This is a genomic window from Arthrobacter sp. CP30 (assembly GCF_053470025.1).
Genome location: NZ_JBQEMM010000010.1, coordinates 32,611 through 58,096, shown reverse-complemented (window position 1 = coordinate 58,096; position 25,486 = coordinate 32,611). Strand labels below are relative to the sequence as shown.

Here is a 25,486-nt window from a genome sequence, read left to right as displayed (position 1 = left end):
CCTACCGCTGGTCGGGCAGCGCTGCCGCTCCGAGGACATCCCTCACCCGGGGCGCGGGCGCTAGCCCTTCGGCAGCGGCCCAGCCCGCCACCTGGTCCTGTCCGAACCACATGAGCTCGACGCGACGGACATGGCCGTCCAGCCTCCCGCCGAGGAGCCGCGACGTGGCGAAGCCCCCGCTGACGACAGTCCTGCACAGCCACGCCGGCAGGACACGCGGTCTTCCGCCCGCGGCCTCGAGGACCGACCGTACGGACAGTCCCTCCCACGGTTGCAGGACGACGGCGGGCACCTCGCCGGAGTGACGCCCCACGGCGATCACGAGGTCCGCGAGCGCGCCCACCGAGGTGACGGGCGAGGCGGCGGTACCGGGTGCCGCCACCGACGCCAGCGGTGAACGGGCGAGGCGCGCCAGTGCCGCCGTCGTGGGCCGCCCTGCTCCCTGGACGGAGGTGGCGCGGACCGTGACGACCGCCAGGCCGCCCGGGTCCAGCAGGGCCAGGGCCTGCTCGCCGAGCGCCTTGCTGCGGGAGTACGGGGAGAAGGGCTGGACGCCGCCGGATTCGTCCAGCAGCGGCGTGCGTCCCTGGACCGCAGCGCTGCTGAGGTGGACGAGGCGGCGGACACCCGCGGCGCCGGCCGCCCGGGCGAGGACGGCCGGAAGCAACGCGTTCGCACCCCTCAGCCCGGCACTGTCCTCGGCGGACGGCGTCGCGAGTCCGGCCGCGTTGACGACGACGTCGTGACCCGCCATGAGCCCGGTCAGTGCAGTGACGTCACTGCGGCGCGCTTCCGCGAGGACCGCCTCCGGGGTGTCCGCCGTCGTCCGGAGCCGGGGTGCAGGAGCGCTGCGGGTCTCGATGCCCGCTGCGCGGGCCGCACCGAGGATCTCGTGGCCGACGAAGCCGGAGCCGCCGATGACCAGCCAGCTCATCCTGGGCCACCCGTGCCGGTGGAGCCCGCCAGCGACGGCTCGGGACGCCAGCTCCGGTCCCGCAGGATCACGCGCGCAGCCCGCCAGCCACGCCACACGGCGGACAGCCCGGACACGGAGTGCTCGACCGCCAGGAGGCGGAAGATCTCCTTCCCCGCGGAGAGGAGGGTGCCCAGCCCGAAGCCGAGGCGGGAGTACCGGCCGTGGAGCTGGAGGTAGCGCGCGAGGTGCCCGCGGTTGCGCATGCCGCAGAACCGGGACAGGTCGCTCGAGTCGTTGAGGTGACGCACGCCGAGGTCGATCTGCCGCTGCGCCCGCGTCTTCCGGAGGACGAACGCATCGACGTAGGCGACCGGGTGGTGCCGGGAGATCAGCCACCCGTAGGTGGTGTCGTCCCCGTTGAGGAAGAACCGTGCGTCGGGCAGACCGGTCTCCCGCACGGTGTCGGCCGCGACGAGCATCCCCTCGAAGCAGCCCACGTTCGTGTGGAACACCGGGGAGGTGGCGAAGACGTCCCCGCGGACCGGCAGATGGACGCCGAGCCGCTCGTGGAGCTGGTGCTGCCAGAAGAAGGGTCGCCCGGCGTGGTCGAGGCGACGACCGTGGATGCAGGAGTAGCGGTCCATCCAGGGCCGGAAGGACGCGAGGGCATCAGGGAGGACGACGACGTCGTCGTCCATCAGCCAGAGCCAGTCGGCGCCTGCCTCGAGCCCGCGGGCCACGCCGGCCGCGAAGCCGCCCGCACCCCCGACGTTCGCCGGCAGTCGCAGCACGACGACCGGCACGGCGAGGTCCAGGTCCGCGAGGACCCCTGCGGTGTCGTCGGTGCTGGCGTTGTCCACGACGACGACCCCCGCCGGGGCGGGGTCCAGGGCTGCGATGGAGTCGAGGAGATCCCTCAGGAAGGACGCCCGGTTGTACGTCGTGATGACGATGAACACGCGGGGGGAGCCGGCGTCAGGGGCGTGCAAACTGCTCCTTCCGGGCCGCGCCAGGGCGGTGCGCGACGGGCCTGGTACAGGCCGTGCAGTTAGTATTCTCGGGTAGTAGCAGTCTATTACACCGTGTTCCAGCTACTGCCGGACCGGCCCGCCCGTCACCACCGGCGGGCCCGGAGACGGCAGGTCCGACGGTGGGAACGCGGTCCCGGCCTGCAAGACATCGTTAGGAATCATGGGACTCAACGAAGGACGGGCCGCGGCCCGGACATCCGGCTCCACCGCCGTCGGGTCGAGCGGCGACAAACCCGCCATCTGGCTGTGGTCGCAGTACCTGCTGGACGCCGCCGCCTGGATCGTCGCGATCCTCCTGGCCCTCATCCTGAGGTACGAGCTGCTCGTGAAGGAGGTCAATGTCCCTGGTATCGCGGCCTTCTGCGCGGTCGCGGTCCTGGCACAGCTGGTCGTCGGACTGAGCTTCGCGCTCTACCGGGGCAGGTACAGCTTCGGCAGCTTCCACGAGGCGAAGCTCCTCGTCATCGTCGCGGTGCTGGTCGGCGTCATCCTCGTCCTCGTCAGCGTCGCCTTCTTCACCGTCATCGAGGTCCCGCGCAGCATCGGCATCATCGCCTTCCCGTTCGCCTGCATGTTCCTCGCAGCGACCCGGTACCTCAAGCGGATGTACGTGGAGAGCAAGGCCAAGCCGGGCGAGGATGCGCAGCGGACGCTCATCTACGGTGCCGGTTTCCTCGGCAACTCCCTGGTGGTCCGCATGATGCAGGACCCCGGATCGCCCTACTTCCCCGTCGGCCTGATCGACGACGATCCCGCCAAGAAGCACCTCCGCCTCTCCTCGGTGCCGGTCCTCGGACGGATCGACGATCTGCGCGAGGTCGTGGCGAGGACGCAGGCCTCGCTCCTGGTCATCGCCTTCGCCGGGGTCGAGGCCGCCCAGGTGCGTCGCGTCTCCGACCTCGTCGCGGGCCTCGGTATCAAGGTGCTCGTCCTCCCGCCGCTGCGCGACATGCTGGGTGCCTCGGGCCCGGCCATCGCCGACTTCCGTGAGGTCGCGGTCGAGGACCTCATCGGACGCCGTCCGGTGGACATCCACCCGGACGAGGTGGCCGGCTACATCACCGGCAAGCGCGTGCTCGTGACGGGAGCGGGCGGCTCGATCGGCTCCGAGCTGTGCCGCCAGCTGTCCGCGTTCGCCCCGGCCGAACTGATCATGCTCGACCGTGACGAGACGGGCCTGCAGTCCACGCAGATCTCCCTCACGGGACGTGGACTGCTGACCGGCCGCGACACCGTCCTCGCGGACATCCGGGACGCGGACGCACTGCTTGACATCTTCGAGGACCGCAAGCCGCAGGTCGTCTTCCACGCCGCGGCACTCAAGCACGTCTCCCTCCTCGAGCAGTACCCGGAGGAGGCCTGGAAGACGAACGTGCAGGGCTCGCTGAACGTGCTGCGGGCGTCCGCCTCGGTGGGGGTGACGAACTTCGTGAACATCTCGACGGACAAGGCGGCGGACCCCACCAGCGTCCTCGGCCACTCCAAGCGCGTCGCCGAGAAGCTCACGTCCCACCACGCCCAGCGGACCGGGCAGCAGTACGTCTCCGTCAGGTTCGGCAACGTGATCGGCAGCCGCGGCTCCATGCTGCCGCTGTTCACGGAGCAGATCCGCACCGGCGGTCCCATCACCGTGACGGACCCGGAAGTGACGCGCTTCTTCATGACCATCCCCGAGGCATGCCAGCTCGTGGTGCAGGCCGGCGCCATCGGCAGGGGCGGGGAGGTCCTGATCCTCGACATGGGGGAGGCGGTCCGGATCCTCGACGTCGCCCAGCGCATGATCGCGATGTCCGGCAAGGACATCGACATCGTCTTCACCGGGCTGCGCCCCGGCGAGAAGATGCACGAGGACCTCATGGGCGTCGGCGAAGACGACTCGCGCCCGCTGCATCCGAAGATCTCGCACACCTCCGTCGTGGCCCTCGACCCGCAGCAGCTGGACCTGCAGGCGTGGAAGGCCGAGGGCGGCTTCGGCCACGATCACCGCAGCATCGCCTCCCTCGATGCGGCGACGGAGCTGGAGGCTCCCGCAGGATCGGCGCCGGACGGTCCGACGCGGTCCGACGACCGCGGTCACGACGCACGTTCCGCGGCATCCCGTCCGTCCGCGTCCTCCACCTCGGGGTCCGGCGGGACGACGCCATGACCACGCTGCTGGTCGTGATCGGCCTGATCGCGCTCGTCCTCTCGCTCCTGTTGCCCTTCGCCGTCAGGCCGCTGCTCCGGCGGCTCGGCGTGATCGACATCCCGAACACCCGCTCGTCGCACAGCACGGTCGTCCTGCGCGGCATGGGCCTCGCGGTCTCGCTCGCGATCCTCGTGGCCCTCGCCCTCTCGCTCGCGACGGGCCTCGTCGCCGTCGACCGGTCGCTGATCCTGGTGATCCTCATGCTGGTGGCCGCGGCGTCCGCCCTGGGGTGGATCGAGGACTTCCGCGGACTGTCCGTCCGGGTCAGGCTGGCGACCCAGCTGCTCATCGGTGCGGTCGGTACCGCCGCCCTGGCGACGACGATCGACGACAGCAGCTACTGGTGGATCCCGGTCGGCGCCGTCGCGGTCGCCACCTACATCAACGCAGCCAATTTCATGGACGGCATCAACGGCATCTCCGGTATGCACGGCCTCGTGGTCGGCCTCTTCTATGCCTGGGCCGGCGTGCTGTCGGACCAGCTCTGGCTCACCGTCGCCGGACTCGTGGTGGCGGCGGCCTTCGCGGGGTTCCTGCCCTGGAACCTCGGCCGCGGGTTCGTCTTCCTCGGCGACGTCGGCAGCTATCTGCTCGGCGCCTCCATCGCGGCGATCGCCGTGACCGGCCTGCTCGCAGGGGTGTACCTGGAATACCTGCTCTCGCCGGTCCTCATCTACCTCGCCGACACCTTCACCACGTTCCTCCGGCGCGCGCGGCGCGGCGAACGCCTCTCGACGGCGCACCGCCAGCACGTCTACCAGCGACTCACGGACACGGGACTCTCCCACGTACAGGTCTCCGTCCTCGTCTCCGTGCTGTCCGCCCTGACCGGAGCAGCGGGCTTCGTGCTCGCCACGGCACCCGCGCCGCTCGCGGTGTCGGCGTCCCTGTTCGCCGCCGCCGTCGTCGCCGTGTACCTCTACTCGCCGCGGATCTTCCGCGCCGCGGCCCGCCGACGGGTCGCTGCGGGCGCCTGATCGCAGGCACTGTGGCGGGGGAGGCGGGAGCCCAGGAAGCCGTGAAGGGCCGGGGGCGGCGGATCGCCGGGGACGTCCGGTGGGGCGGCGGGAGCCGGTGCCGGAGGCCGGACGGCAGAGGGGGCGCAGCGCGGGTACGGTAGAATTCCATGCGCCGGGCGCGGTGATTATCCGTCCCGCCGATCCGGTACAGCCCTCCCGACGCCGTCGGTGGAGGACCAGCAGGGCGCCGGACGGCGCAGCCGACAGAGCGGACATGACGTGCCACGACCGGATGAGCCGGCCACAGGACCCGACCAGGCCCACATCGTGCCCGCATCGGGAGCGACGGCGTCACCCTGGCTCGGGATCCTGGCACGGAGCGCCGGGGCCGGGGGAGCGATCGCCGTGGGCCTGGCCGTCGTCGCGACCGTGGCGACGTCGCCCGCAGCCGGTCTCAGCGTCCTCTCCGGAGCGGCGCTCGTCGTCGCCTTCTTCGGTATCAGCCTCCTGATCGGCCACTATGCGGGCCGCACCAATCCGTCCGGGGCACTCGGCCTCTTCGCCGTCACCTACGCCATCAAGGTCGTGGGGTTCGCCGCCGTGCTGTTCTTCCTGGGAACGCCGGGATGGCTGGACCGCACCTGGTTCTTCAGCGGGGCACTCGCCACCGTCATCGCCTGGCAGGTCGCCGAGGTCATCGCCTTCTCGCGCCTCCGTACCCCCCTGTACGGCGACGGCGAGGAGCCCCGGACCCAGCCCGGGCACGTCCCCGCGCAGCCGCCTGTAGAGGGGCCGGCCGACGCCCGGCCCACCCCGCACGGACCGGAAGGACACTGACATGCCGATGACAGGACCGGAAGCTGGCGGTGGCCCCGGCACGCCGCCCGGAAGCGGCGACGCCCGCTATTCCAACGGCGGCTACAACGCCGGGATGGCCGTCTTCAGCTACATCATTGGCGGGATCCTGGTGTGGAGTTTGATAGGCTGGTGGCTGGATAATCTCCTCGACACGCGCTGGTTGGTGCTGGCGGGAGCGTTCTTAGGTGCAGCGGGCGGTTTCTACCTCTCCCACATGCACAACCTCACCCGGGACCATACGCCGAATCCGCAGAGCGGATCCCGGCCGACGCCCGATGCCGGTACAGGACCCGAGTGACTCCCCATAACTCAACGAGTCGGACCAGTCACGCGGCCGAACAGATCTTGCCCAACGATGGACACTGCAGAGAGGAAACGCGTTGATCGCGCTTGCGCTCCCGGCCGCAACTACCGAAGAGGGATTCGTAGCCCCGACTATCGATGACACCCACTACCGGGACATCCTGCCCTGGGGCGGGGAATACGGCGTCCTCCTCGAGGGCGGCTTCGGGAAGCAGATGCTGCTGACCATCCTCTCGGTGGTCCTCATCGCCGCCTTCTTCCTCGTCGCCTCGAGGCGGAACCAGCTGGTGCCCGGCAAGCTGCAGTTCCTGGGGGAGTCCGCCTACGGATTCGTCCGGAACTCCATCGGCAAGGACATCATCGGCGGCAAGGAATTCCTGAAGTATGTGCCGTGGCTTTTCACCGCGTTCTTCTTCGTGCTGGTGAACAACATCTTCGGCGCGGTTCCCTTCCTGCAGCTGCCGACGTTCTCCCACCCCGGCAGCGCCTACGGCATCGCCGCCATCTTCTTCTTCCTCTGGGTCGGCATCGGCCTGAAGAGGCACGGTATCCGCTACTTCAAGCTGGCCGTGGTCCCCTCGGGTGTCCCCTGGTACATCCTGCTGATCGTGGTGCCGATCGAGATCATCTCGAACTTCATCGTCCGGCCGGTCACGCACTCGCTCCGACTCTTCGCCACCATGCTCGCGGGCCACCTGATCGTGACCCTCGCGGGTTCGGCCATCGAGTACATGGTCATGACGGGCAACATCCTGCTGCAGGGAACCAGCGTCCTGGTCCTCGTCGGATCCGTCGCGATGTACATGCTCGAAGCACTGATCATGATCCTGCAGGCCTACGTCTTCACGCTGCTGGCCGCGATCTACATCGAAGGCGCACTGCACGCCGACGCCCACTGATTCACACATGTCTTCCCCGTCGGGGATGATCCCAAACAACCTGTCGCATCAAGGCGGCATCTTGAAAGGAACACAATGGAAGTACAGGGTAGCCTCAACCTCGTTGGATACGGTCTCTCCGCAATCGGCGGTGGTATCGGTGTGGGTCTCGTCTTCGCGGCCTACATCAATGGCGTGGCTCGCCAGCCTGAGGCACAGCGTGTCCTCCAGCCCATCGCCTTCCTCGGCCTGGCACTGACCGAAGCCCTCGCGATCCTGGGCCTCGTCTTCGCCTTCGTCATCGGCGCCTGACACAGCCGTCCTGACCGACCGAAGACCAGTTGAAGAAAGACGGGTGAAAAATGCTTAACGCAGCGATTATGGCGGCGGAAGAGGGCTCCAATCCTCTGATCCCGAACCTATGGGAACTGCTGGTGACCGTTGTCGGCTTCGCCGTCCTGCTGTTCATCGTCTTCAAGTACGTCATGCCGGCGTTCGAGAAGACGTTCGCAGAGCGCACCGAGGCGATCGAAGGCGGTATCGCCAAGGCGGAGGCCGCACAGGCCGAAGCCAACGCGGCCCTCGACGAGTACAAGCAGCAGCTTGTCGACGCACGCACCGAGGCCAACCGCATCCGTGAGGAAGCACGTGCCGAAGGTGCGCAGATCCTCGCGGACCTGAAGGAGAAGGCGGCTGCGGAGTCGGCTCGTATCACCGAGCAGGCCCACGTCCAGATCGAGGCCGAGCGCCAGGCCGCCGTGGTCTCGCTCCGCGCCGAGGTCGGCACGCTGGCGACCGATCTGGCGAGCCGTATCGTCGGTGAATCCCTCGCCGACGACGCCCGCTCCGGGCGCGTCGTCGATCGCTTCCTCGCCGACCTCGAGACCTCGTCGAGCGCAGGTGCATCGCAGTAATGGCCGGAGTATCGAGCGTCTCCCTGGCAACGGTCCGTGAAGGACTCGAGTCCCGCCTGGCGGGCGCGAACCTCGCGCTGGCCGAGGACCTGTTCGGCGTCCTGGCGATCCTTGACAGCAACGCAGGCCTCCGCCGGGCGCTGACGGATCCGTCCCGCACCGGGAAGGACAAGGCCGTGCTCGTCGATCAGCTGATCGCCGGACGCGTGTCCCCGGAGGCGGCCGGTGTCGTGCGCGACCTCGTCGGTGAGCGCTGGGCCAATGCCCGTGACATCGGTGATGCGCTGGAGACCCTGGCGGCCACCGTGGTGATCTCGGTCGCCGAGCAGGGAAGCGGCGTCGAGGGTCTGGAGCAACTCGAGAACGAGCTGTACTCCTTCATCCAGGTCGTCGCTTCGGACCACGCCCTGCAGAGGGCGCTCTCCGAGGCGCAGGCGTCGTCGGAGTCGAAGGTCACCCTCGGCCTGAAGCTCGTGCCGTCGGCAGGGCCTGCGAGCCGCCTGCTCATCACGCAGGCCGTCCGGTCGCCGCGCGGACTCAAGCCCGCTGCGCTGGTCGAGCGGTTCCTGGAACTGGTCGCGGCGCGTCAGCAGCGCTGGATCGCCGATGTCAGCGTCACCCGTCCGCTGTCGGCGAGCCAGTTCGAGCGCCTCGAGGCAGGGCTCAATGCCATGTACGGCCGCCAGTTGAAGGTCAACGTGAAGGTCGATCCGGCCCTCATCGGTGGCGTCCGCGTCAGCGTCGGTGACGAGATGGTCGATTCGACCGTCGTCACACGCCTGTCCGAGCTTCGCCGGAAGCTGGCGGGATAGGCGTTCGCGCCCCGTTCCGTGCCACACACACTGAATCACCCATCGGTCGCCACGCATCCTGCGGTGACCACAACACAGGAGAGCAGGGACTGAGATGGCCGAATTGACCATCAACGCCGAAGACGTCCGTAGTGCGTTGAACGACTTTGCGGCGTCCTACGAGCCCGGGAACGCGGAGCGCGTCGAAGTCGGCCGCGTGACCACCGCCAGCGACGGCATTGCCCGTGTCGAGGGGCTTCCCTCGGTCATGGCCAATGAGCTGCTGCGGTTCGAGGACGGCACGCTCGGACTCGCCCAGAACCTCGACACCCGCGAGATCGGTGTCGTCGTCCTCGGTGACTACAACGGCATCGAAGAAGGCCAGGAAGTGCACCGCACGGGCGAGATCCTCTCGGTTCCCGTGGGCGATGCCTTCCTCGGTCGCGTCGTCGACCCACTGGGTCAGCCCATCGACGACCTCGGCGAGATCGTCTCCGAGGGGCGCCGTGCGCTGGAGACCCAGGCTCCCGGTGTCACGCAGCGCAAGTCGGTACACGAGCCCATGCAGACCGGGCTCAAGGCCATCGACGCCATGATCCCCATCGGTCGCGGGCAGCGCCAGCTGATCATCGGTGACCGCCAGACCGGTAAGACCGCGATCGCGGTGGACACCATCATCAACCAGAAGGCCAACTGGGCCTCCGGTGACGTGAACAAGCAGGTCCGCTGCATCTATGTCGCGATCGGCCAGAAGGCGTCCACCATCGCCGCCGTCCGCCAGACCCTCGAGGACAAGGGCGCCCTGGAGTACACGACCATCGTCGCGTCTCCTGCGTCCGACCCCGCAGGCTTCAAGTACCTCGCGCCCTATGCCGGTTCCGCCATCGGGCAGCACTGGATGTACGGCGGCAAGCACGTCCTCATCGTGTTCGACGACCTGTCCAAGCAGGCCGAGGCCTACCGTGCCGTGTCGCTGCTGCTGCGCCGTCCGCCGGGACGCGAAGCCTACCCGGGCGACGTGTTCTACCTGCACTCCCGTCTGCTCGAGCGCTGTGCCAAGCTCTCCGACGAGCTCGGTGCCGGTTCGATGACGGGTCTCCCGCTCATCGAGACGAAGGCGAACGACGTCTCGGCGTACATCCCGACCAACGTCATCTCGATCACCGACGGCCAGATCTTCCTGCAGTCGGACCTCTTCAACGCCAACCAGCGTCCCGCCGTGGACGTCGGCGTGTCGGTGTCCCGCGTGGGTGGCGCCGCTCAGGTGAAGTCGATGAAGAAGGTCTCGGGCACCTTGAAGCTGGACCTCGCCCAGTACCGCGACATGCAGGCCTTCGCGATGTTCGCGTCGGACCTCGATGCCGCGTCGCGCCAGCAGCTGACGCGTGGTGCACGCCTGATGGAACTGCTCAAGCAGGGCCAGTACTCGCCGATGCCGGTCGAGCAGCAGGTCGTGTCCATCTGGGCCGGCACCAACGGTTACCTGGATGACGTCCCCGTCGAGGACATCAACCGCTTCGAGACGGAGTTCCTGGAGCACCTCGGCCACAAGTCGCAGATCCTCACGACGCTGGCCCAGACGGGCAAGCTCGAGGATTCGACGGCGGAGGAGCTGAAGACGCAGATCACCGACTTCAAGCAGGGCTTCTTCGGTGCCGGGGCCAATGGCTTCGGGGTCGGCAGCGAGCAGCACGAGGCGATCGACGCCGATTCGGTCGAGCAGGAAAAGATCGTCAGGCAGAAGCGCTAGAGGATCTGCTGCCGGGAGGGGCACCGCCCCTCCCGGCCTGCAGGACCCTGGCCTGAACGCTTCCCTCGGGGGGAGCGGAGGAAAGGACAAGAATGGGAGCCCAGATCCGGGTCTACCGCCAGAAGATCGCGTCGACGACGTCCACGCGGAAGATCTTCAAGGCGATGGAGCTGATCGCGACTTCTCGCATCGGCAAGGCACGCACGCGTGTCGCCGCGGCCCTGCCGTACGCCAATGCGATCACCCGCGCCGTGTCGGCCGTGTCGTCGCAGTCGGAAATCGACCACCCCCTCACGACCGAGCGCGGCGAGGTCAGGCGTGCAGCAGTCCTGGTCCTCACGTCCGATCGCGGCCTGGCGGGTTCGTACTCCGCGAGTGCGCTCAAGCAGGCCGAAGGCCTGTTTGAGACACTGCGGAGCGAAGGCAAGGACGTCAAGGCCTACCTGATCGGACGCAAGGCGCAGTCCTACTTCGACTTCCGCGGCCGCGGCTACGAGAAGGTCTGGACGGGGAACACCGATGCTCCCGAGTTCGAGACCGCCCGGGAGGTCGGAGCGGCTCTGCTGTCCTCCTTCCTGGAGGACTACGAGGACGGCGGCGTGGAGGAGATCCACGTGGTCTACACGAAGTTCCGCTCGATGGTGGTGCAGGAGCCGTCGGTCATGCGCCTGCTCCCGCTCGAAGTGGTCGACGAGCAGGTCACGCAGGAGGGCGACCTCCTGCCCCTCTACGAGTACGAGCCCGAGCCCGAGCAGGTGCTCGACGCACTGCTGCCGCGCTACATCGAATCGCGGATCTTCGCGGCGATGCTGCAGGCAGCAGCCAGCGAGCTCGCCGCCCGCCAGCGGGCGATGAAGTCCGCGGGTGACAACGCCACCGAGCTGATCAAGAAGTACACCCGGTTGCGGAACACCGCACGCCAGGCCGAGATCACCCAGGAGCTCTCCGAGATCGTGGCCGGCGCGGACGCGCTGAACGCCTCCTGACATCCTCCCCGCCCGGGCCCCGCAGGGGCGCCGGGTGGCACAGCTAGACTTAGTTCCACGCCATCTACGTAAATGAAGTGAGAGAGATGACTGCCCAGACTGTTGAACACGGTACGGACTCAGTTGCCCCCGGCGCCACCGGCCGTATTGCACGTGTCATCGGCCCGGTTGTCGACGTCGAGTTCCCGGCCGACGCAATCCCCGCAATGTACAACGCCCTCACCACCGAGATCACGCTCAACGGTGAGACCCGCCTGATCACCTTCGAGACGTCGCAGCACCTCGGCGACAACCTCGTGCGTGCCATCTCGCTGCAGGCGACCGACGGACTCGTCCGCGGCACCGTGGTGCAGGACACCGGCGCGGCGATCTCCGTGCCGGTGGGCGACGGCGTCAAGGGCCACATCTTCAACGTCCTGGGCAAGCCGCTCGACGTCGAGGAATCGGCGCTCGAGATCACCGAGCGCTGGCCCATCCACCGCAAGGCGCCGAGCTTCGCGTCCCTCGAGGGCTCCACGGAGATGCTCGAGACCGGTATCAAGGTCATCGACCTGCTCACCCCGTACATCAAGGGTGGCAAGATCGGTCTCTTCGGCGGTGCCGGTGTCGGCAAGACCGTCCTCATCCAGGAGATGATCACGCGTGTCGCCAGGAACTTCGGTGGCACCTCGGTCTTCGCCGGTGTCGGCGAGCGCACCCGTGAGGGCAACGACCTCTGGGTCGAGATGGAGGAGGCGGGCGTCCTCAAGGACACCGCCCTCGTGTTCGGCCAGATGGACGAGCCGCCCGGAACGCGCCTTCGCGTGGCACTGTCCGCACTGACCATGGCGGAGTACTTCCGCGATGTGCAGAACCAGGACGTGCTGCTCTTCATCGACAACATCTTCCGCTTCACCCAGGCGGGCTCCGAGGTCTCGACCCTGCTGGGTCGCATGCCGTCGGCCGTGGGGTACCAGCCGAACCTCGCCGACGAGATGGGTCTCCTGCAGGAGCGCATCACCTCGACGAAGGGTCACTCGATCACGTCGATGCAGGCCATCTACGTGCCCGCGGACGACTACACCGACCCGGCGCCGGCGACCACCTTCGCGCACCTCGATGCGACCACCGAGCTCTCCCGCGAGATCGCGTCCCGTGGCCTCTACCCGGCCGTGGACCCGCTCGCGTCGACCTCACGCATCCTGGACCCGCAGTACATCGGCCACGACCACTACAACACGGCCGTCCGCGTCAAGCAGATCCTCCAGAAGAACAAGGAACTGCAGGACATTATCGCGATCCTCGGTATCGACGAGCTCAGCGAGGAGGACAAGGTGATCGTCGCGCGAGCACGCCGCATTCAGCAGTTCCTCTCGCAGAACACCTACACCGCCAAGCAGTTCACCGGTGTCGAGGGTTCGACCGTCTCCATCAAGGACACCATCGAAGGCTTCTCGGCCATCTGCAACGGCGACCTCGACCACATCGCGGAGCAGGCGTTCTTCAACGTCGGCGGCCTCGACGACGTCGAGCGCCAGTGGGCCAAGATCCAAGAGCAGACCGGTAAGTAGCGCCGATGGCGACACACGGCGAACTCGAGGTCGAAATCGTCGCGGCCGACCACTTCGTGTGGTCGGGCGCGGCGCGCACGGTCAACGCCCGCACCGCGAACGGCCAGATCGGCATCCTGCCGGGCCACGCACCCATCCTGGCGATCCTCGAGGCAGGCGAACTGTCCGTGGAGCCTGTCAACGGTGAGCGCCTCGTGGTCGGGGTCGACGGCGGCTTCTTCTCGGTCGACTCCAACCGGGTCGTGATCGTGGCGGACAACGCCAGGGTCGGCGGTTCGGTGACTCCGGAATCCGCCTAGGATCCCGAGCGTGGAGGCTCTGGGTGTGACGTTCATCTGCCTTGCGGTCCTGTTCGGCCTGCTCGTGCTCGTGATCGGTGCGTTCCTCCTCCGCCGCTATCAGCTCAACCGTGCCCTCGGCACCTTCGACGCCTCCATCCGCCTCCCTCCCCAGGGCTGGCGGGTGGGGGTTTGTCGTTATACGGACAAGCACCTGGAGTGGCTCAGCCTCCTGTCGCTGAGCCCCCTGGCACGCTTCCGCTTCCTGCGCAGCTCCCTCGAGGTCGAGGGATGGCGCCCGCCCACCGAGGCCGAGCGCGTGCGCGTGCAGCCCGGAGCGATCATCGTGCACCTGGCCTACGAGGGCGAGTCCTTCGATCTGGCGATGAAGTACGACGTGTACGCGGGCCTCTCCTCCTGGATCGAGGCCGGCCCGGTCATCGGTATCGGCACCTGGCGCTGACCGCGGCTCACCGGCACCTGGCGCTGACCGCGCGGCTCACCGGCGTCGTCGGTCGCGGCGCGGAGGGCTCGACCGTCAGACCTCGAGCGGCCTGATCCACGCTCCGTTGCGCAGGACGCCCTTCAGTTCCAGGTCCTCGGTGACCACCAGCGCGTCGGCACGCAGGCCACTCCGGAGGCTCCCGACCTCGTCGGCGAGACCCAGGACCCCCGCCGGAACCGCCGTCGCCGAGCGGACCGCGTCCACGAGCCCCACGCCGGCCTGCACCGTGCAGCGCAGGACGTCGAGGAGGCTGCCCGCACCCCCGGCCAGCGCCCCCGTCGCCGTCAGCACCGCCGATCCGCCGATCACGCTCACCTCGCTGCGACCCAGTCGGTAGGCACCCGAGGTGCGGCCGGCGGCCGACGTCGAGTCGCTGACGAGACAGATGTTCTCGCAGCCCGCGATGGTGAAGGCCATCCGCACTGTCTCGGCGTGCAGGTGCACGTTGTCCGCGATCAGTTCGACGGCGATCTCCCCTGCACGGGCGCGCTGCAGGAGGAGCGGGACAGGACCGGGCGACCGGTGGTGGATGCCCGGCATCGCGTTGAACAGGTGGGTTGCCGTCGGCCTCCCGCTGAAGCCGGCGAAGCCCGTCGAGGCGAGCTCCTCGTTGATGAGGTCCAGCGCGGCCGCCGTCTCCTCGGTCGAGCTGTCGGTGTGCCCGATCGACGGGATCACGCCGTGCATCACCAGCTCGTAGACGAGCACGTCGCTGCCCGGCAGCTCCGGGGCATAGGTCATGGAGGCCAGCCGGCCACGCCCCGCGGTGACGAGCCGGGCGACATCCTCCTGCGTGGGCAGGAGGAGGAAGGCCGGATCGTGCGCTCCGTGGCGCTCCTTCGAGAGGAACGGGCCCTCGGCGTGGATACCGGCGACGAGGCCGGCCTCGGCCGCATCCGCGAGGCGGGCGAAGGCGGCCTCGAGCTCGTCGAGCGGTGCGGCGCACGTGCTGGCCAGGACCGTCGTCGAGCCACTGCGGTGCAGGTGGGCGGCCGCGGCCTCGATGTCCGCCGCCGACCCCGACGTGAAGTCCCCGCCGCCCGCGCCGTGGCAGTGCAGGTCGACGAGTCCCGGGAGGATCAGGTGGTCCTCCGGGAGGCGCGATCCTGCGGGATGCCCGTCCGCCGGGCCCACCCGGGTGATGCGCGAGCCGTCCCAGCGCAGCACGCCGTCGTCGATGATCCCCGCGTCGGTCACGAGTCGTCCGGACAGGGCATCGGAGGTTCCGTGGGGAAGGGCCATGGTCCGATTCTAGGCAGTCGCCCTTCCCGGCACCGGGGGCAGGAAAGGCTCCGTAGGGTGCGAAGCCGCGCGGGTACCGCCGGGCGGCTAGAAGAGGCGTGCGGCGCTGTCGTCCACGCCGCGCATGGCGTCGTAGTCCAGAGTGAGGCAGTCGATCCCGCGGTCGGTGGCGAGGACGCGGGCCTGCGGCTTGATCTGCTGGGCCGCGAAGACGCCGCGGACCGGCGCCATGATGGGATCCCGGTTCAGCAGTTCGAGGTACCGCGTGAGCTGCTCGACGCCGTCGATGTCGCCGCGCCGCTTGAGCTCGATGGCGACGGTCCGCCCGGCGGAATCCCGCGCGAGGATGTCGACCGGGCCGATGGCCGTCATGTACTCGCGGCGGATCAGCGTGAACCCGGCACCGAGGAGTTCGATCTGCTCGGCGAGGAGGCGCTGGAGGTCGGCCTCGACGCCGTCCTTGACGAGGCCGGGATCGACGCCGAGGTCGTGGGAGGAGTCGTGGAGCTGCTCACGGATGCTGATGACGAGCCTGTCGTCGCTCTTGCCGTGCTGGACGGTCCAGACCTCGGTGATGCCCTCGGCGCGGTCGGCGTCGTCCGGAGCCGTCACGCGCAGCGTCGCGGGCGGGCTCATCCAGTTCAACGGCTTGTAGGAGCCGCCGTCCGAGTGCACCAGGACGGAGCCGTCGGACTTCACCACGAGGAGTCGCGTGGCCAGGGGGAGGTGGGCGCGAAGGCGGCCGACGTAGTCGACGGAGCAGCGGGCTATGACAAGACGCACGACGAAGACTCTACCGTCCGGAGCGCCGTGGCCCCCGCAGGGCCGGAGCGGGCGGGTACGGTCCGGATGGCAGACTGGGAGGGTGCCCCGTTCCAACCGACCGAACCGCCCGCGCGGGTCCTCCCGGCCCAAGTGGGCCGCCCCGCCGGAGCTGGACCTCGAACGTGCCCGGGCGGGCCTGCCCCAGCGCGAGTCGGCGCCCGACGGCGACTGGTCCGTCCGGCGGATCACGGAGCGGAACGCCGCGAAGACCTACACGTGCCCGGGCTGCAACTCGTTCATCCTGCCCGGGATCGCCCACCTCGTGGTCTGGCGGGAGGACTCGTTCTTCGGGACCGAGGCAGCCCTGGCCGACCGCCGCCACTGGCACGTCCGGTGCTGGCAGACGCGCAGCTTCCGGTACTGAGGCGCCCGCCCCGGCCCCGGATCCGTGACGGGCGGCGACGGTCCGCGCCCGCCTAGACTGGACGGATGGCCAGCAGCGACACTCCCGAGTACACCTTCACGACGAGCGGTGCGGAGATCGAGATCCGGGCCTCGACGGTCCTGCCCGCCGATCGCCGGAACATCGAGCTGCGGACGGCAGACGGGCTCACGCTGGTGGGAGAATACGCCGCTCCTGCCGGGGGCCGGGCACCGAAAGCCACGCTCGTCACCCTGCACCCCCTGCCGACGCACGGCGGCTTCATGGACTCGCACGTCTACAGGAAGGCGTCCTTCCGCCTCCCGGCCCTCGCGGACATCGCCGTCCTGCGGTTCAACACCCGCGGTACCTGCTCGCCGAGGGGCTGCAGCGACGGAGCGTTCGACGGCGGGGACGGCGAGCGGCTCGACCTCCAGGCCGCCGTCGACTGGGCCGTCGCCGAGGGCCTGCACCATATCTGGCTCGTCGGCTGGTCTTTCGGCACCGAGCTGTGCCTCAAGTACGGGGCGCAGGATCCGGTGGCTGAGCTCATCGAGGGCGCCATCCTGCTCTCCCCTCCGCTGCACCGCGCCGGCGACGCCGATCTCGACACCTGGGCCGCGAGCGGGCTGCCGCTGAAGGTCCTCGTCCCCGAGTTCGACGACTACCTCGTGCCCGAGGACGCCGCGGTACGGTTCGCCCGGGTACCGCAGGCGGACGTCACGGGTATCGACGGCGCCAAGCACCTGTGGGTGGGGGAGAAGTACGCGGCCCGCGCGCTCGACGAGATCGTCGCCGTCGTGCGTCCGGACGTAGCCGTTCCGCTGCCGGCCAGGTGGACGGGGCCGGCCGCCGTCGCGCCCTCGCCCGTCATCTCCCGCTGACCAGAGCCCGACCGGCCCGCCGGCCGATCGGTCGCTGCTACTGGCTGTCCTGCCGCGCGATGAAGACCTCCTTGAGGAGCAGCATGACGGCCGCGGCGGTGGGGATGGCGATCAGGGCGCCGAGCACGCCCAGGAGGCTTCCGCCGGCGATGACCGCGATGACCGCGACGGCACCCGGGACCGCGACGGCGCGCTGCATGATGCGGGGCGAGATGAAGTAGGCCTCGAACTGGAGGTAGGCGATGTAGGGGATGGCGAACAGCAGGGCCGTGTGCCAGCCGACGGTCAGGGCGATCAGGCTCACGAGGACCGCGGCGATGGTCCCGCCGACCAGCGGAATGAAGGCCAGGAGCGCGACGACGAAGGCGAGGAGGACCGAGAAGGGGACGTCCGCGATGGACATCACGATGAAGGCGAAGGTCCCGTTGAGGAGGGCGACGCAGGCCTGTCCGATCACGTACATGCCGACGCTGCGCGTGATCTCCTCGGACAGCACCTCGACCCGCGGCCTGCGCGACCTCGGAGCCAGGCGGTACGCCCATTTCTTCATCCCGGGCAGCGAGGCGAGGAAGTAGAGCGCGAGGACGAGGACCACGAGGGTGCCGAAGAGTCCGTTGAGGATGACCGACCCGACGCCCAGTACCCCACCGAAGATCCCGCCGACGGCTTCGCTGTTCGCGAAGAACCGGTCGATCTCGGAGCTGACGCGGTCGCGCAGCTGGAACTGGGCGTCGAGGGTGGTGAAGAACTCCGAGCTGAGGAAGTCGTCGGCGTAGCCCGGCGCGCGGTCCACGATCTGCGAGGTCTGGCTGACGATCGTCGGGATCAGGAGCGCGAAGAAGCCGGCGACGATCCCCACGAGGATCGAGAGGGCCACCGCGATTCCTGCGGGACGCGGGACGTGCTTCGTCTCGAGCCAGCGGACGATCGGGTCCAGCCCCAGGGCGATGAACAGCGCGGCGCCGATCCAGACGAGCAGCTCGCCCACGTTGGTGATGATGAAGAAGGCCAGCAGGGCGAGACCGACGCCGACGCTCATCATGAAGCCGAAGTGGATGGGGTGGGAGCGCATGCTGCGGGGATACGCACCGCCGAACTTGAGCCGCTCGTCGCTCAGGGCCACGTCGGGGTCGACGGCGACGGGACCGCGGTCGACCTCCGGCGGGAACTCGAAGCGCGGACGGGGTTGCGCCGAAGGCAGTGACCGGCGGGCGAGGGAGAACAGCGAGCGCAGGGTGGACGGCGGGGCGGTCGGGGTCGCGGGCCGCTCCGCGGTGGGCGATGCCTCGACGCCGGTGGCGACGGACTCGGGCCGTGGAAGCGGCTGATCGAGTGGGACGTCCTGGTGGTCTGTCAACGAAGAGCTCTGCTTTCACGTGAGCGGTGCCTCCACCGCGGTCTAGCGAAACCCTAACAGTCGGGCATCGCCGCGGAGGTGCTTGACGCGGACACCGCAGCCGGGCCGAGCGAGCATCCCGCGGGGTGAGGCACCGCACATGCCCGGCGGACCCGGACAGAACTTCGTTACCATTGGGTGATCATTCCTGAGCAGGTCACGGGCTGCATGCCGGACCGCCAGAGCGGAGGGGGCCACGTGGTCCGCCGTAACGGACGACGATAGGCAATCAGTGCGCGTGAAGACAGCAGTTCCGATCATCGTGGCAGGGCTCCTGCTGATGCTCCTGGGCATCGGGCAGCGGACGGTGTGGGCACCCGCGGAGACCGTGACGGCGAGCGTCGCGCAGGATGCGCAAGCCGCCCCGGTCACGGTGATCGAGCCGGGTGCACGCGGAAGCGCCGACGGAGCCGTCGAGGTGACGGTGACCGCGGACGGTCCGTTCACGCTCGCGGTCGGCAGGACGTCCGACGTCGAGGCGTGGGTGGGCGAGGCGGCCCACCTGGAGGTCACCGGCGTCAGTGAGGACACCCTGTCCAGCGAGCGGATCGACGGCGAGGAGACGGTGCCCGATCCGAGCGGGAGCGACCTGTGGATCAGCGAGGAGCCCGGGGACGGGACCCTGACCTACCGCTGGAGCGAGCCCCTCGAGGGTGACTGGTCGATCCTCCTCGCGGCGGACGGTGAGGCACCTGCACCTACCGAGGTGTCCGTCACGCGCCCCAATGACCGATCCACGCCCTTCGCCCTGCCCCTGATCATCGGCGGTGCGCTCGTCGTCGTGCTCGGAATCGCCCTGCTCTTCATCGCGCCGCGTTCCGACCGGAGCGGAGGTTCGCGAGGCAACGGCCGCGAGCCCGTCGAGGGGACGAGGGCCTACGCGCGACGCCACGGACAGGCCGGGGTGAAGGGCGCCGCCCCGTTCGCCGCCGCACCCACTGCCGTCGTCGTCGCGGGCCTTGTCGGCGCCGGATCGTTCCTGGGGATCGCCCCTGGCGTGGCGACGACGTCGCCGTCGGCCCCGTCCGGCGCGTCGAGCAGTCCCTCCGCCTCTGCCGCTCCCTCCGCCTCGGCCTCCGCCTCTCCCTCGGCCTCGGCCGAGCCGACGTCCGTCCAGGGCGGCGCACCCTCGGCCGGAAGTGACGCGAGTGGACCCCCGGTCGTGCTCGAGAGCCAGCTGGAGCGCATCCTCGGCTCGGTCGCCTCGACCGTCGCGGACGCCGACGCCGCATCCGATGCCGACCGCCTGGAGCCCCGTGTCGCAGGAGCCGCGCTGGAGCTCCGCACCGCCTCCTACGCAGTGGCAGCGAAGGACGCCAAGGCGACGGCGCCCGTCCCGGTCGCCGATGCTCCGCTGCTGCTCCAGATGATCCCGACCGGTACGGAATGGCCGCGGACCGTCGTCGCGCTGACGCAGGGTGACGACAACCCGGTGCCGCAGGCGCTCCTGCTGGTGCAGGAGACACCCCGGGACAACTACCGGCTGATGTCCGCGGTGCAGATGCTCCCGGGCAGCACCTTCCCCTCGGCACCTGCGCCCGGAGCCACCGGGTCCGTCCCCCTGGACACTGCAGGGGCGCTCGCCACGGCTCCGCAGGCCGCCGTCGACGCCATCGCCGATTTCCTCACGAAGCCCTCGGGAGCCAACGCCGAGACATTCGAGGAGAATTCCTTCGCCGAGGCCATCACGGAGTTCCAGTCCGGCGTCGTCGCGGACCCGGGCAACAAGGCCGCCAAGATCACCTTCACGCACGCCGCGGAGGAGGACGGGACCCATGCCCTCCTGACCGGAGACGGCGGTGCGATGGTCTTCGGATATCTCACCCACACCTACACCAGTCTTCCGAAGGGCAAGGGTGACACGATCGACCTCAAGGGGACCGTGTACCAGGCCCTCACCGGGAAGGCCGTCAGCACCAAGGGGATCGACGTCAACTACGGCGAGGCGGTCATGATGTACGTACCCCCGGCCGGCAGTGATGACAAGATCCGTGTCATCGGTGCCGCGCAGCAGCTGGTATCCGCCACCCTGCGCTGACGCACCCCGAGCCCGTAGAACCATCCACCACCAGCAGTCCGCCAGAGAGAGGCAGAGCATTGTCCACACCAGCACAGCGGGGCGGAATGCCGCCGTCGAGCATGAACCTGCGGGGAGCGGTGGACCTGTCCGCCCTGAAGGCGCGCGCGGATGCGGCGGCACGACCCGCCCCGGCACGTCCTGCGTCCGACGCCCCGAGTCCCTATGTGGTCGAGGTGACGGAGCAGACCTTCCCGCAGCTCGTGCAGCTCTCGTCCCAGGTGCCCGTCGTCGTGAACCTCCGCGCCACCTGGAGCGACCAGTCCAACCAGGTCACCGCGGTGCTCGAGGCGGCGACCGTGGCGGCCGACGGCACCATGCTGCTCGCGAACGTCGATCTGCAGGCGCAGCCGCAGATCGCCCAGGCCTTCCAGGCGCAGGGCGCACCGACCGTCGTCGCCGTGGTCAAGGGCCAGCCGGTCCCGCTGTTCGAGGGCGCACTGCCCGAACAGCAGATCCTCGCCTACCTCGACGAGCTGATGAAGGTCGCCGAAGCGAACGGGGTGACCGGTAGCCTCAACGACGGCTCACAGCCTGCACCGGCCGAGGCCGAGGAGCCGCCGCTGCCACCACTGCACCAGGAGGCCTTCGACGCGATCGAGGAGGGCGACTACCCGACGGCGGCAGCGGCCTACCGCCGCGCGCTCGCGGAGCAGCCCGCGGACGCCGATGCCAAGGCCGGGCTAGCGCAGGTCGAGCTGATGCAGCGCGTGCAGCATCTCGACGCCGCGGACGTGCGCCGGCGCGGGGCGGACAGTCCCGACGACGTGCAGGCCCAGCTCGCGGTCGCCGACCTGGACCTGACGGGCGGGCACGTCGAGGACGCATTGCAGCGCGTGATCACCTTCATCGGCCGGACCCCTGGCGAGGACAGGGAGACCGCACGCAAGCGGCTCCTCGACCTGTTCGACGTCGTGGGCGTGACCGACCCGCGCGTCGTCAAGGCCCGGGGTGCCCTCGCGCGCGCCCTCTTCTAGCACCCGACCACATTTGCCGAGACCTCCCGCGAAGGACGCCATGACCCACGCCGCCACGCCGACCGGCACCGCCGGCCTCTTCGATCCCATCACCCTCCGATCGCTCGAGCTTCCGCATCGGGGCTGGGTCGCGGCCATGTGCCAGTACTCGTGCGACCCCGCGGTCGCCCCCGGTGTCCCCACCGACTGGCACCTCGTCCACCTCGGCCAGTTCGCCACCGGCGGCGCCGCCCTGATCATCACGGAGGCGGCCGCCGTCAGCCACGAGGGCATGATCAGCCCGCGCGACGCCGGGATCTGGACGCAGGAGCAGGCCGATGCGTGGCGCAGGATCAACGACTTCGTCCACGAGCACAGCGCCGTGGGGACGAAGACGGCCATCCAGCTGGCCCACGCGGGGCGCAAGGCGTCCACCTACTGGCCCTTCAGCGGCAGGCGCAACTCGGTTCCCGCGGCCGAGGGCGGCTGGGAGACCGTCGGCCCGACCGACGAGGCGTTCGGGTCGTACGCCGCGCCCCGGGCGATGACCGAGGAGGACATCGCGAAGGTCATCGCCGACTTCGGCGCCGCGGCGGTGCGGGCCGTCGATGCAGGCTTCGACACCATGGAGATCCACGCGGCCCACGGCTACCTACTGCACCAGTTCCTCTCGCCCCTGGTCAACACCCGGACGGACGGGTGGGGTGGATCGGAAGAGGCCCGCTTCCGTCTGACGCTCGAGGTGGTCCGCGAGGTGCGGCGGGTCATCCCGGAGACCATGCCGCTGCTGCTGCGCATCTCGGCCTCCGACTGGAGCGACGGCGGGATCGACGGTGCGGTCTCGGCGAGGCTCGCGAAGCGTGCGGCGGAGGAGGGCGTGGACTTCGTCGACGTTTCCTCGGGCGGCGCGGTCCCGGCAGCCACGATCCCCGTCGGGCCGGGCTACCAGGTGGCGCTGGCCGAAGAGGTACGCGGCTCCGGTGTCCCCACCGGTGCCGTCGGACTGATCAGCGACGCGCGCCAGGCGGACGCCGTCGTCCGCGAGGACCGTGCCGACGTCGTGCTGATCGCGCGGGCGGCATTGCGTGATCCGCACTGGTGGATGCGTGCGGCCCACGAGCTGGGCCACGAGCTCGTGCCCGCGCCGCAGTACGAGCGGGCCGGAGCGTTCTGACCCGGCGCCCCGGCAGCGGAACCGGGTCCGCTTCTCCTCCTTTGGGATGACGAGTGGGCCGCGCACGCGTTGCTAGCGTGGATCCATGAGCTCCCTCGTGCCTCCTCCGTCCGATGAGAACAATCCCGAGGCGAAGGCCGGCACAGCGGCGCTGAGCATCCGCGGTCTCGCCAAGCGGTTCGGCGAGAAGATCGCCGTCAACGGTGTCGACCTCGAGGTCCCGTCCGGTTCCTTCTACGGGCTGGTGGGCCCCAACGGCGCCGGCAAGACCACGACGCTTTCGATGGCGACCGGCCTCCTCCGTCCGGACTACGGGCAGGCGCTCGTCCACGGCGTGGACGTCTGGGGCCAGCCGCTCGAGGCGAAGAAGCTGATGGGCATCCTGCCCGACGGCGTCCGCCTGTTCGACCGGCTCACGGGAGAACAGCTCGTGACCTACGCCGGCCTCCTGCGGGGGATGGACCGGGACACCGTGGTCGAGCGGACGGGTGACCTCCTGCGGGCGCTCGACCTCACACAGGATGCCGGGACGCTGGTGGTCGACTACTCCGCCGGCATGACGAAGAAGATCGCCCTCGCCTCCGCGCTGATCCATGCGCCGAAGCTCCTCGTCCTCGACGAACCCTTCGAATCCGTCGATCCGGTGTCTGCGGCGAACATCCGCGACATACTCAGCGGGTACGTGCGGTCCGGCGGGTCCGTGATCGTCTCGAGCCACGTGATGGATCTGGTGCAGCGCATGTGCGATCACGTCGCGGTCATCGCCGCCGGGACGGTGCTCGCGGCCGGGACGATCGACGAGGTCCGGGGAGACGGCTCCCTCGAGGACCGTTTCGTGGAACTCGTCGGCGGGCGTACGACGTCGGAAGGCCTGTCATGGTTGCGGACCTCCTGAGACTGAAGCTCCTCCTGCTGCGCAACTCCTTCCGACGCAGCACCGCTCAGCTCGTCGGGGTGATCCTCGGCGGACTGTACGGCCTCGGTATCCTCGGCTTCATCGTCGTCGGCCTGGTGCTCCTCGGCTCGGCCGACCTCGAGCTCATCCGCACCATCCTGGTGATCGGCGGTTCGGCGACAGTTCTCGGCTGGATCATCATCCCGATCGCCGCGACCGGCATCGACATGACGCTGGACCCCGCGCGATTCGTCACGTTCGCCATCCCGATGCGCCAACTCCTCGCCGGGCTGGTGCTCGGTGGCGTGGCCGGGATCCCCGGCATCATCACGCTCATCGCGAGCCTCGCGCAGGTGCTGACCTGGATCCGCTACCCCGCAGCGGCGGCCATGGCGCTGGTCTGTGCGCTGATCGCCGTCCTGCTCTGCGTGGTGGCGTCCCGACTCGTGACGACGGCGGTGTCCTCGATGACCGGGTCCCGGCGTTTTAAGGACGTCAACGGGATCGTCGCCTTCATCCCGCTGCTCTTCCTCGGGCCCATCATCGGTGGCGTGACCGCAGGGTTCCAGAACTCGCCCGGCTTCGCCGCGAAGCTCGCCGATGTGCTGGCCTGGACCCCGCTCGGCGCCCTGTGGGCAGCGCCGGCGGACGTCGCCGCCGGCGCTCCGGGACTCGGCGTCGTCCGGCTCCTCATCGGAGCCGGCACGCTGGCGTTGTTCGTCCTCCTGTGGAGCCGCAGCCTCAGCCACGCCCTGGTGACGCCGCCGTACAACGCGGTCGCCAAACGGGCCGGCGGCAACCTCGGGTTCCTCGGGCGATTCCCGGCGACGCCGGCGGGCGCCGTGGCAGCGCGGGCGCTGACGTACTGGTTCAGGGACCCCCGGTACTTCGCGTCCCTGGTGGTGATCCCGTTCATCGCCGTTCTGCTCTTCTTCTCCGGCGGGACGACCGGAGGCGCGTTCGCCTTCCTCGGGCCCATCACGGCGTTCCTGATGGCCTGGTCCATCTCCGCCGACATCTCCTACGACAACACAGCGTTCAGCCTGCATCTCTCCACCGGTGTCCGCGGGCGTGACGACCGCCTGGGCAGGGCAGTGGCGCTGCTGGTGTTCGCGGTGCCGATCACGCTGGTCTTCACGGTCGTTCCGCTCGTGATCGCGGGACGGATCGGCGATCTGCCGGCGATGCTCGGACTCTCGCTGGGACTGCTCCTCACGGGGGCGGGACTGTCCAGCATCGTCTCCGCGAGGTACACCTACAACGTGCCGTTGCCGGGGGAGAGCGCCTTCAAGACGCCGCCCGGGACCAACTTCATGATGTTCGCGGTGCAGTTCATCGGCTGGTTCGTGATGCTCGTGCTGGCGCTGCCGGAGATCGTCCTCGCGATCGTGTACCTCGTCAGCGGCGATGCCCTGTTCGGGTGGCTCGCGCTGGCGGTAGGGGTGGTGCTGGGCGGTGTGCTGCTCGTGGTCGGTCTACGGGTCGGCGGCCGCTGGTACGACCGGCGTGCTCCTGAGCTGCTGCTGGCGGTGTCGGCGAACCGTTGAGTGCTCGTCGCCGATGTTGGTGACGTTGCTGTTGCTGTTGCTGACGTTGCTGACGTTGCTGTTGCTGTTGCTGACGTTGCTGACGTTGCTGACGTTGCTGTTGCTGTTGCTGACGTTGCTGACGTTGCTGTTGGCACGCGGCTCCAGAGGCTCCCCGGTCTCCGGCTGGCGCCGGTTGTGCATAACGGAGGGGTGGAAAAGCGCCACGCTATGCTGTTGGGC

General features: G+C 69.2%; 26 protein-coding genes. 20 read left to right on the top strand and 6 right to left on the bottom strand.

The annotated features are described in order from the left end of the window. Position 1 precedes the first annotated feature (1 nt). Complete coding sequence (locus ACTIMO_RS13355; RefSeq protein ID WP_055773011.1) at positions 2 to 934, bottom strand: NAD-dependent epimerase/dehydratase family protein; 933 nt, start codon at positions 932 to 934, stop codon at positions 2 to 4. Beyond that, positions 931 to 1,905 (bottom strand): glycosyltransferase, encoded by a 975-nt coding sequence (locus ACTIMO_RS13350; RefSeq protein WP_448182715.1) that lies wholly within the window; start codon positions 1,903 to 1,905, stop codon positions 931 to 933. The genes ACTIMO_RS13355 and ACTIMO_RS13350 overlap by 4 nt, the downstream gene beginning before the upstream one ends. 202 nt (positions 1,906 to 2,107) lie before the next feature. Between ACTIMO_RS13350 and ACTIMO_RS13345 the strand changes: the two genes are divergently transcribed. From ACTIMO_RS13345 to ACTIMO_RS13285, 13 genes are all read left to right on the top strand, one after another. Next, positions 2,108 to 4,093, top strand: coding sequence for a polysaccharide biosynthesis protein (locus ACTIMO_RS13345; protein ID WP_082471618.1), 1,986 nt, complete (start codon positions 2,108 to 2,110; stop codon positions 4,091 to 4,093). Then, the gene (locus ACTIMO_RS13340) at positions 4,090 to 5,112 is read left to right on the top strand and encodes an MraY family glycosyltransferase (protein WP_448182714.1); all 1,023 of its coding nucleotides are present in this window, start codon (positions 4,090 to 4,092) and stop codon (positions 5,110 to 5,112) included. Before ACTIMO_RS13345 ends, ACTIMO_RS13340 begins: the two co-directional genes overlap by 4 nt. A 309-nt stretch (positions 5,113 to 5,421) precedes the next feature. Continuing rightward, on the top strand, positions 5,422 to 5,931 hold the full coding sequence (locus ACTIMO_RS13335) for a hypothetical protein (protein WP_448182713.1): 510 nt from the start codon (positions 5,422 to 5,424) through the stop codon (positions 5,929 to 5,931). A 1-nt stretch (position 5,932) separates the two neighbouring features. Continuing rightward, entirely contained in the window at positions 5,933 to 6,250 is a 318-nt protein-coding gene (locus tag ACTIMO_RS13330) for an AtpZ/AtpI family protein (RefSeq protein ID WP_448182712.1), read from the top strand. 82 nt (positions 6,251 to 6,332) lie between these two features. Continuing rightward, positions 6,333 to 7,154: a F0F1 ATP synthase subunit A gene (gene atpB, locus ACTIMO_RS13325; RefSeq protein WP_055773003.1), complete on the top strand. Its 822-nt coding sequence runs from the start codon at positions 6,333 to 6,335 to the stop codon at positions 7,152 to 7,154. A gap of 75 nt (positions 7,155 to 7,229) precedes the next feature. Beyond that, the gene (locus tag ACTIMO_RS13320) at positions 7,230 to 7,445 is read left to right on the top strand and encodes an ATP synthase F0 subunit C (RefSeq protein ID WP_019481292.1); all 216 of its coding nucleotides are present in this window, start codon (positions 7,230 to 7,232) and stop codon (positions 7,443 to 7,445) included. Positions 7,446 to 7,495: 50 nt separating this feature from the next. Further along, on the top strand, positions 7,496 to 8,047 hold the full coding sequence (locus ACTIMO_RS13315) for a F0F1 ATP synthase subunit B (protein WP_055772999.1): 552 nt from the start codon (positions 7,496 to 7,498) through the stop codon (positions 8,045 to 8,047). Beyond that, on the top strand, positions 8,047 to 8,859 hold the full coding sequence (locus tag ACTIMO_RS13310; protein ID WP_448182711.1) for a F0F1 ATP synthase subunit delta: 813 nt from the start codon (positions 8,047 to 8,049) through the stop codon (positions 8,857 to 8,859). Before ACTIMO_RS13315 ends, ACTIMO_RS13310 begins: the two co-directional genes overlap by 1 nt. A 94-nt stretch (positions 8,860 to 8,953) precedes the next feature. Beyond that, entirely contained in the window at positions 8,954 to 10,588 is a 1,635-nt protein-coding gene (gene atpA / locus ACTIMO_RS13305) for a F0F1 ATP synthase subunit alpha (RefSeq protein ID WP_055772994.1), read from the top strand. A gap of 92 nt (positions 10,589 to 10,680) precedes the next feature. Further along, positions 10,681 to 11,574, top strand: a complete 894-nt coding sequence (locus tag ACTIMO_RS13300) for a F0F1 ATP synthase subunit gamma (RefSeq protein ID WP_055772991.1) — start codon at positions 10,681 to 10,683, stop codon at positions 11,572 to 11,574. 86 nt (positions 11,575 to 11,660) lie between these two features. Next, a complete protein-coding gene (gene atpD / locus ACTIMO_RS13295) occupies positions 11,661 to 13,124 on the top strand; it encodes a F0F1 ATP synthase subunit beta (protein ID WP_055772988.1) in 1,464 nt (487 codons plus the stop codon). Positions 13,125 to 13,129: 5 nt separating this feature from the next. Beyond that, complete coding sequence (locus ACTIMO_RS13290) at positions 13,130 to 13,423, top strand: F0F1 ATP synthase subunit epsilon (protein ID WP_055772985.1); 294 nt, start codon at positions 13,130 to 13,132, stop codon at positions 13,421 to 13,423. Positions 13,424 to 13,433: 10 nt separating this feature from the next. After that, positions 13,434 to 13,865, top strand: coding sequence for a DUF2550 domain-containing protein (locus ACTIMO_RS13285; protein WP_055772981.1), 432 nt, complete (start codon positions 13,434 to 13,436; stop codon positions 13,863 to 13,865). A 75-nt stretch (positions 13,866 to 13,940) separates the two neighbouring features. Here the strand turns inward: ACTIMO_RS13285 and ACTIMO_RS13280 are convergent, their stop codons facing one another. Continuing rightward, a complete protein-coding gene (locus ACTIMO_RS13280) occupies positions 13,941 to 15,149 on the bottom strand; it encodes an N-acetylglucosamine-6-phosphate deacetylase (protein WP_055772978.1) in 1,209 nt (402 codons plus the stop codon). Between the two features lie 87 nt (positions 15,150 to 15,236). Further along, positions 15,237 to 15,932, bottom strand: a complete 696-nt coding sequence (gene nucS / locus ACTIMO_RS13275) for an endonuclease NucS (RefSeq protein ID WP_448182710.1) — start codon at positions 15,930 to 15,932, stop codon at positions 15,237 to 15,239. Positions 15,933 to 16,014: 82 nt separating this feature from the next. Here nucS and ACTIMO_RS13270 point away from each other — a divergent pair, with 82 nt between their 5' ends. Both ACTIMO_RS13270 and ACTIMO_RS13265 read left to right on the top strand, forming a co-directional pair. Further along, on the top strand, positions 16,015 to 16,338 hold the full coding sequence (locus tag ACTIMO_RS13270; protein ID WP_448182709.1) for a hypothetical protein: 324 nt from the start codon (positions 16,015 to 16,017) through the stop codon (positions 16,336 to 16,338). 65 nt (positions 16,339 to 16,403) lie between these two features. Further along, entirely contained in the window at positions 16,404 to 17,219 is an 816-nt protein-coding gene (locus tag ACTIMO_RS13265; protein ID WP_448182708.1) for an alpha/beta hydrolase, read from the top strand. A 37-nt stretch (positions 17,220 to 17,256) separates the two neighbouring features. On the opposite strand, the gene ACTIMO_RS13260 is transcribed toward ACTIMO_RS13265, so the two are convergent. Next, positions 17,257 to 18,576 carry an AI-2E family transporter gene (locus ACTIMO_RS13260; protein ID WP_422390067.1) on the bottom strand — a complete coding sequence of 440 codons (1,320 nt, stop codon included), beginning with the start codon at positions 18,574 to 18,576 and terminating at the stop codon, positions 17,257 to 17,259. Positions 18,577 to 18,853: 277 nt separating this feature from the next. On the opposite strand from ACTIMO_RS13260, the gene ACTIMO_RS13255 reads away from it, so the two are divergent. The 5 genes from ACTIMO_RS13255 (at position 18,854) to ACTIMO_RS13235 (ending at position 25,264) form a co-directional block, all read left to right on the top strand. Then, a complete protein-coding gene (locus ACTIMO_RS13255) occupies positions 18,854 to 20,653 on the top strand; it encodes a hypothetical protein (RefSeq protein WP_448182707.1) in 1,800 nt (599 codons plus the stop codon). 59 nt (positions 20,654 to 20,712) lie between these two features. Then, the gene (locus ACTIMO_RS13250; protein ID WP_448182706.1) at positions 20,713 to 21,669 is read left to right on the top strand and encodes a co-chaperone YbbN; all 957 of its coding nucleotides are present in this window, start codon (positions 20,713 to 20,715) and stop codon (positions 21,667 to 21,669) included. A gap of 40 nt (positions 21,670 to 21,709) precedes the next feature. Continuing rightward, entirely contained in the window at positions 21,710 to 22,822 is a 1,113-nt protein-coding gene (locus ACTIMO_RS13245; RefSeq protein WP_422390065.1) for an NADH:flavin oxidoreductase/NADH oxidase, read from the top strand. Between the two features lie 85 nt (positions 22,823 to 22,907). Beyond that, entirely contained in the window at positions 22,908 to 23,717 is an 810-nt protein-coding gene (locus ACTIMO_RS13240; RefSeq protein WP_082471616.1) for an ABC transporter ATP-binding protein, read from the top strand. Beyond that, positions 23,699 to 25,264: a transporter gene (locus ACTIMO_RS13235; protein WP_448182705.1), complete on the top strand. Its 1,566-nt coding sequence runs from the start codon at positions 23,699 to 23,701 to the stop codon at positions 25,262 to 25,264. The genes ACTIMO_RS13240 and ACTIMO_RS13235 overlap by 19 nt, the downstream gene beginning before the upstream one ends. Here ACTIMO_RS13235 and ACTIMO_RS13230 read toward each other — a convergent pair. Continuing rightward, on the bottom strand, positions 25,193 to 25,471 hold the full coding sequence (locus ACTIMO_RS13230; protein ID WP_448182704.1) for a hypothetical protein: 279 nt from the start codon (positions 25,469 to 25,471) through the stop codon (positions 25,193 to 25,195). The genes ACTIMO_RS13235 and ACTIMO_RS13230 overlap by 72 nt on opposite strands. Positions 25,472 to 25,486 lie beyond the last annotated feature (15 nt).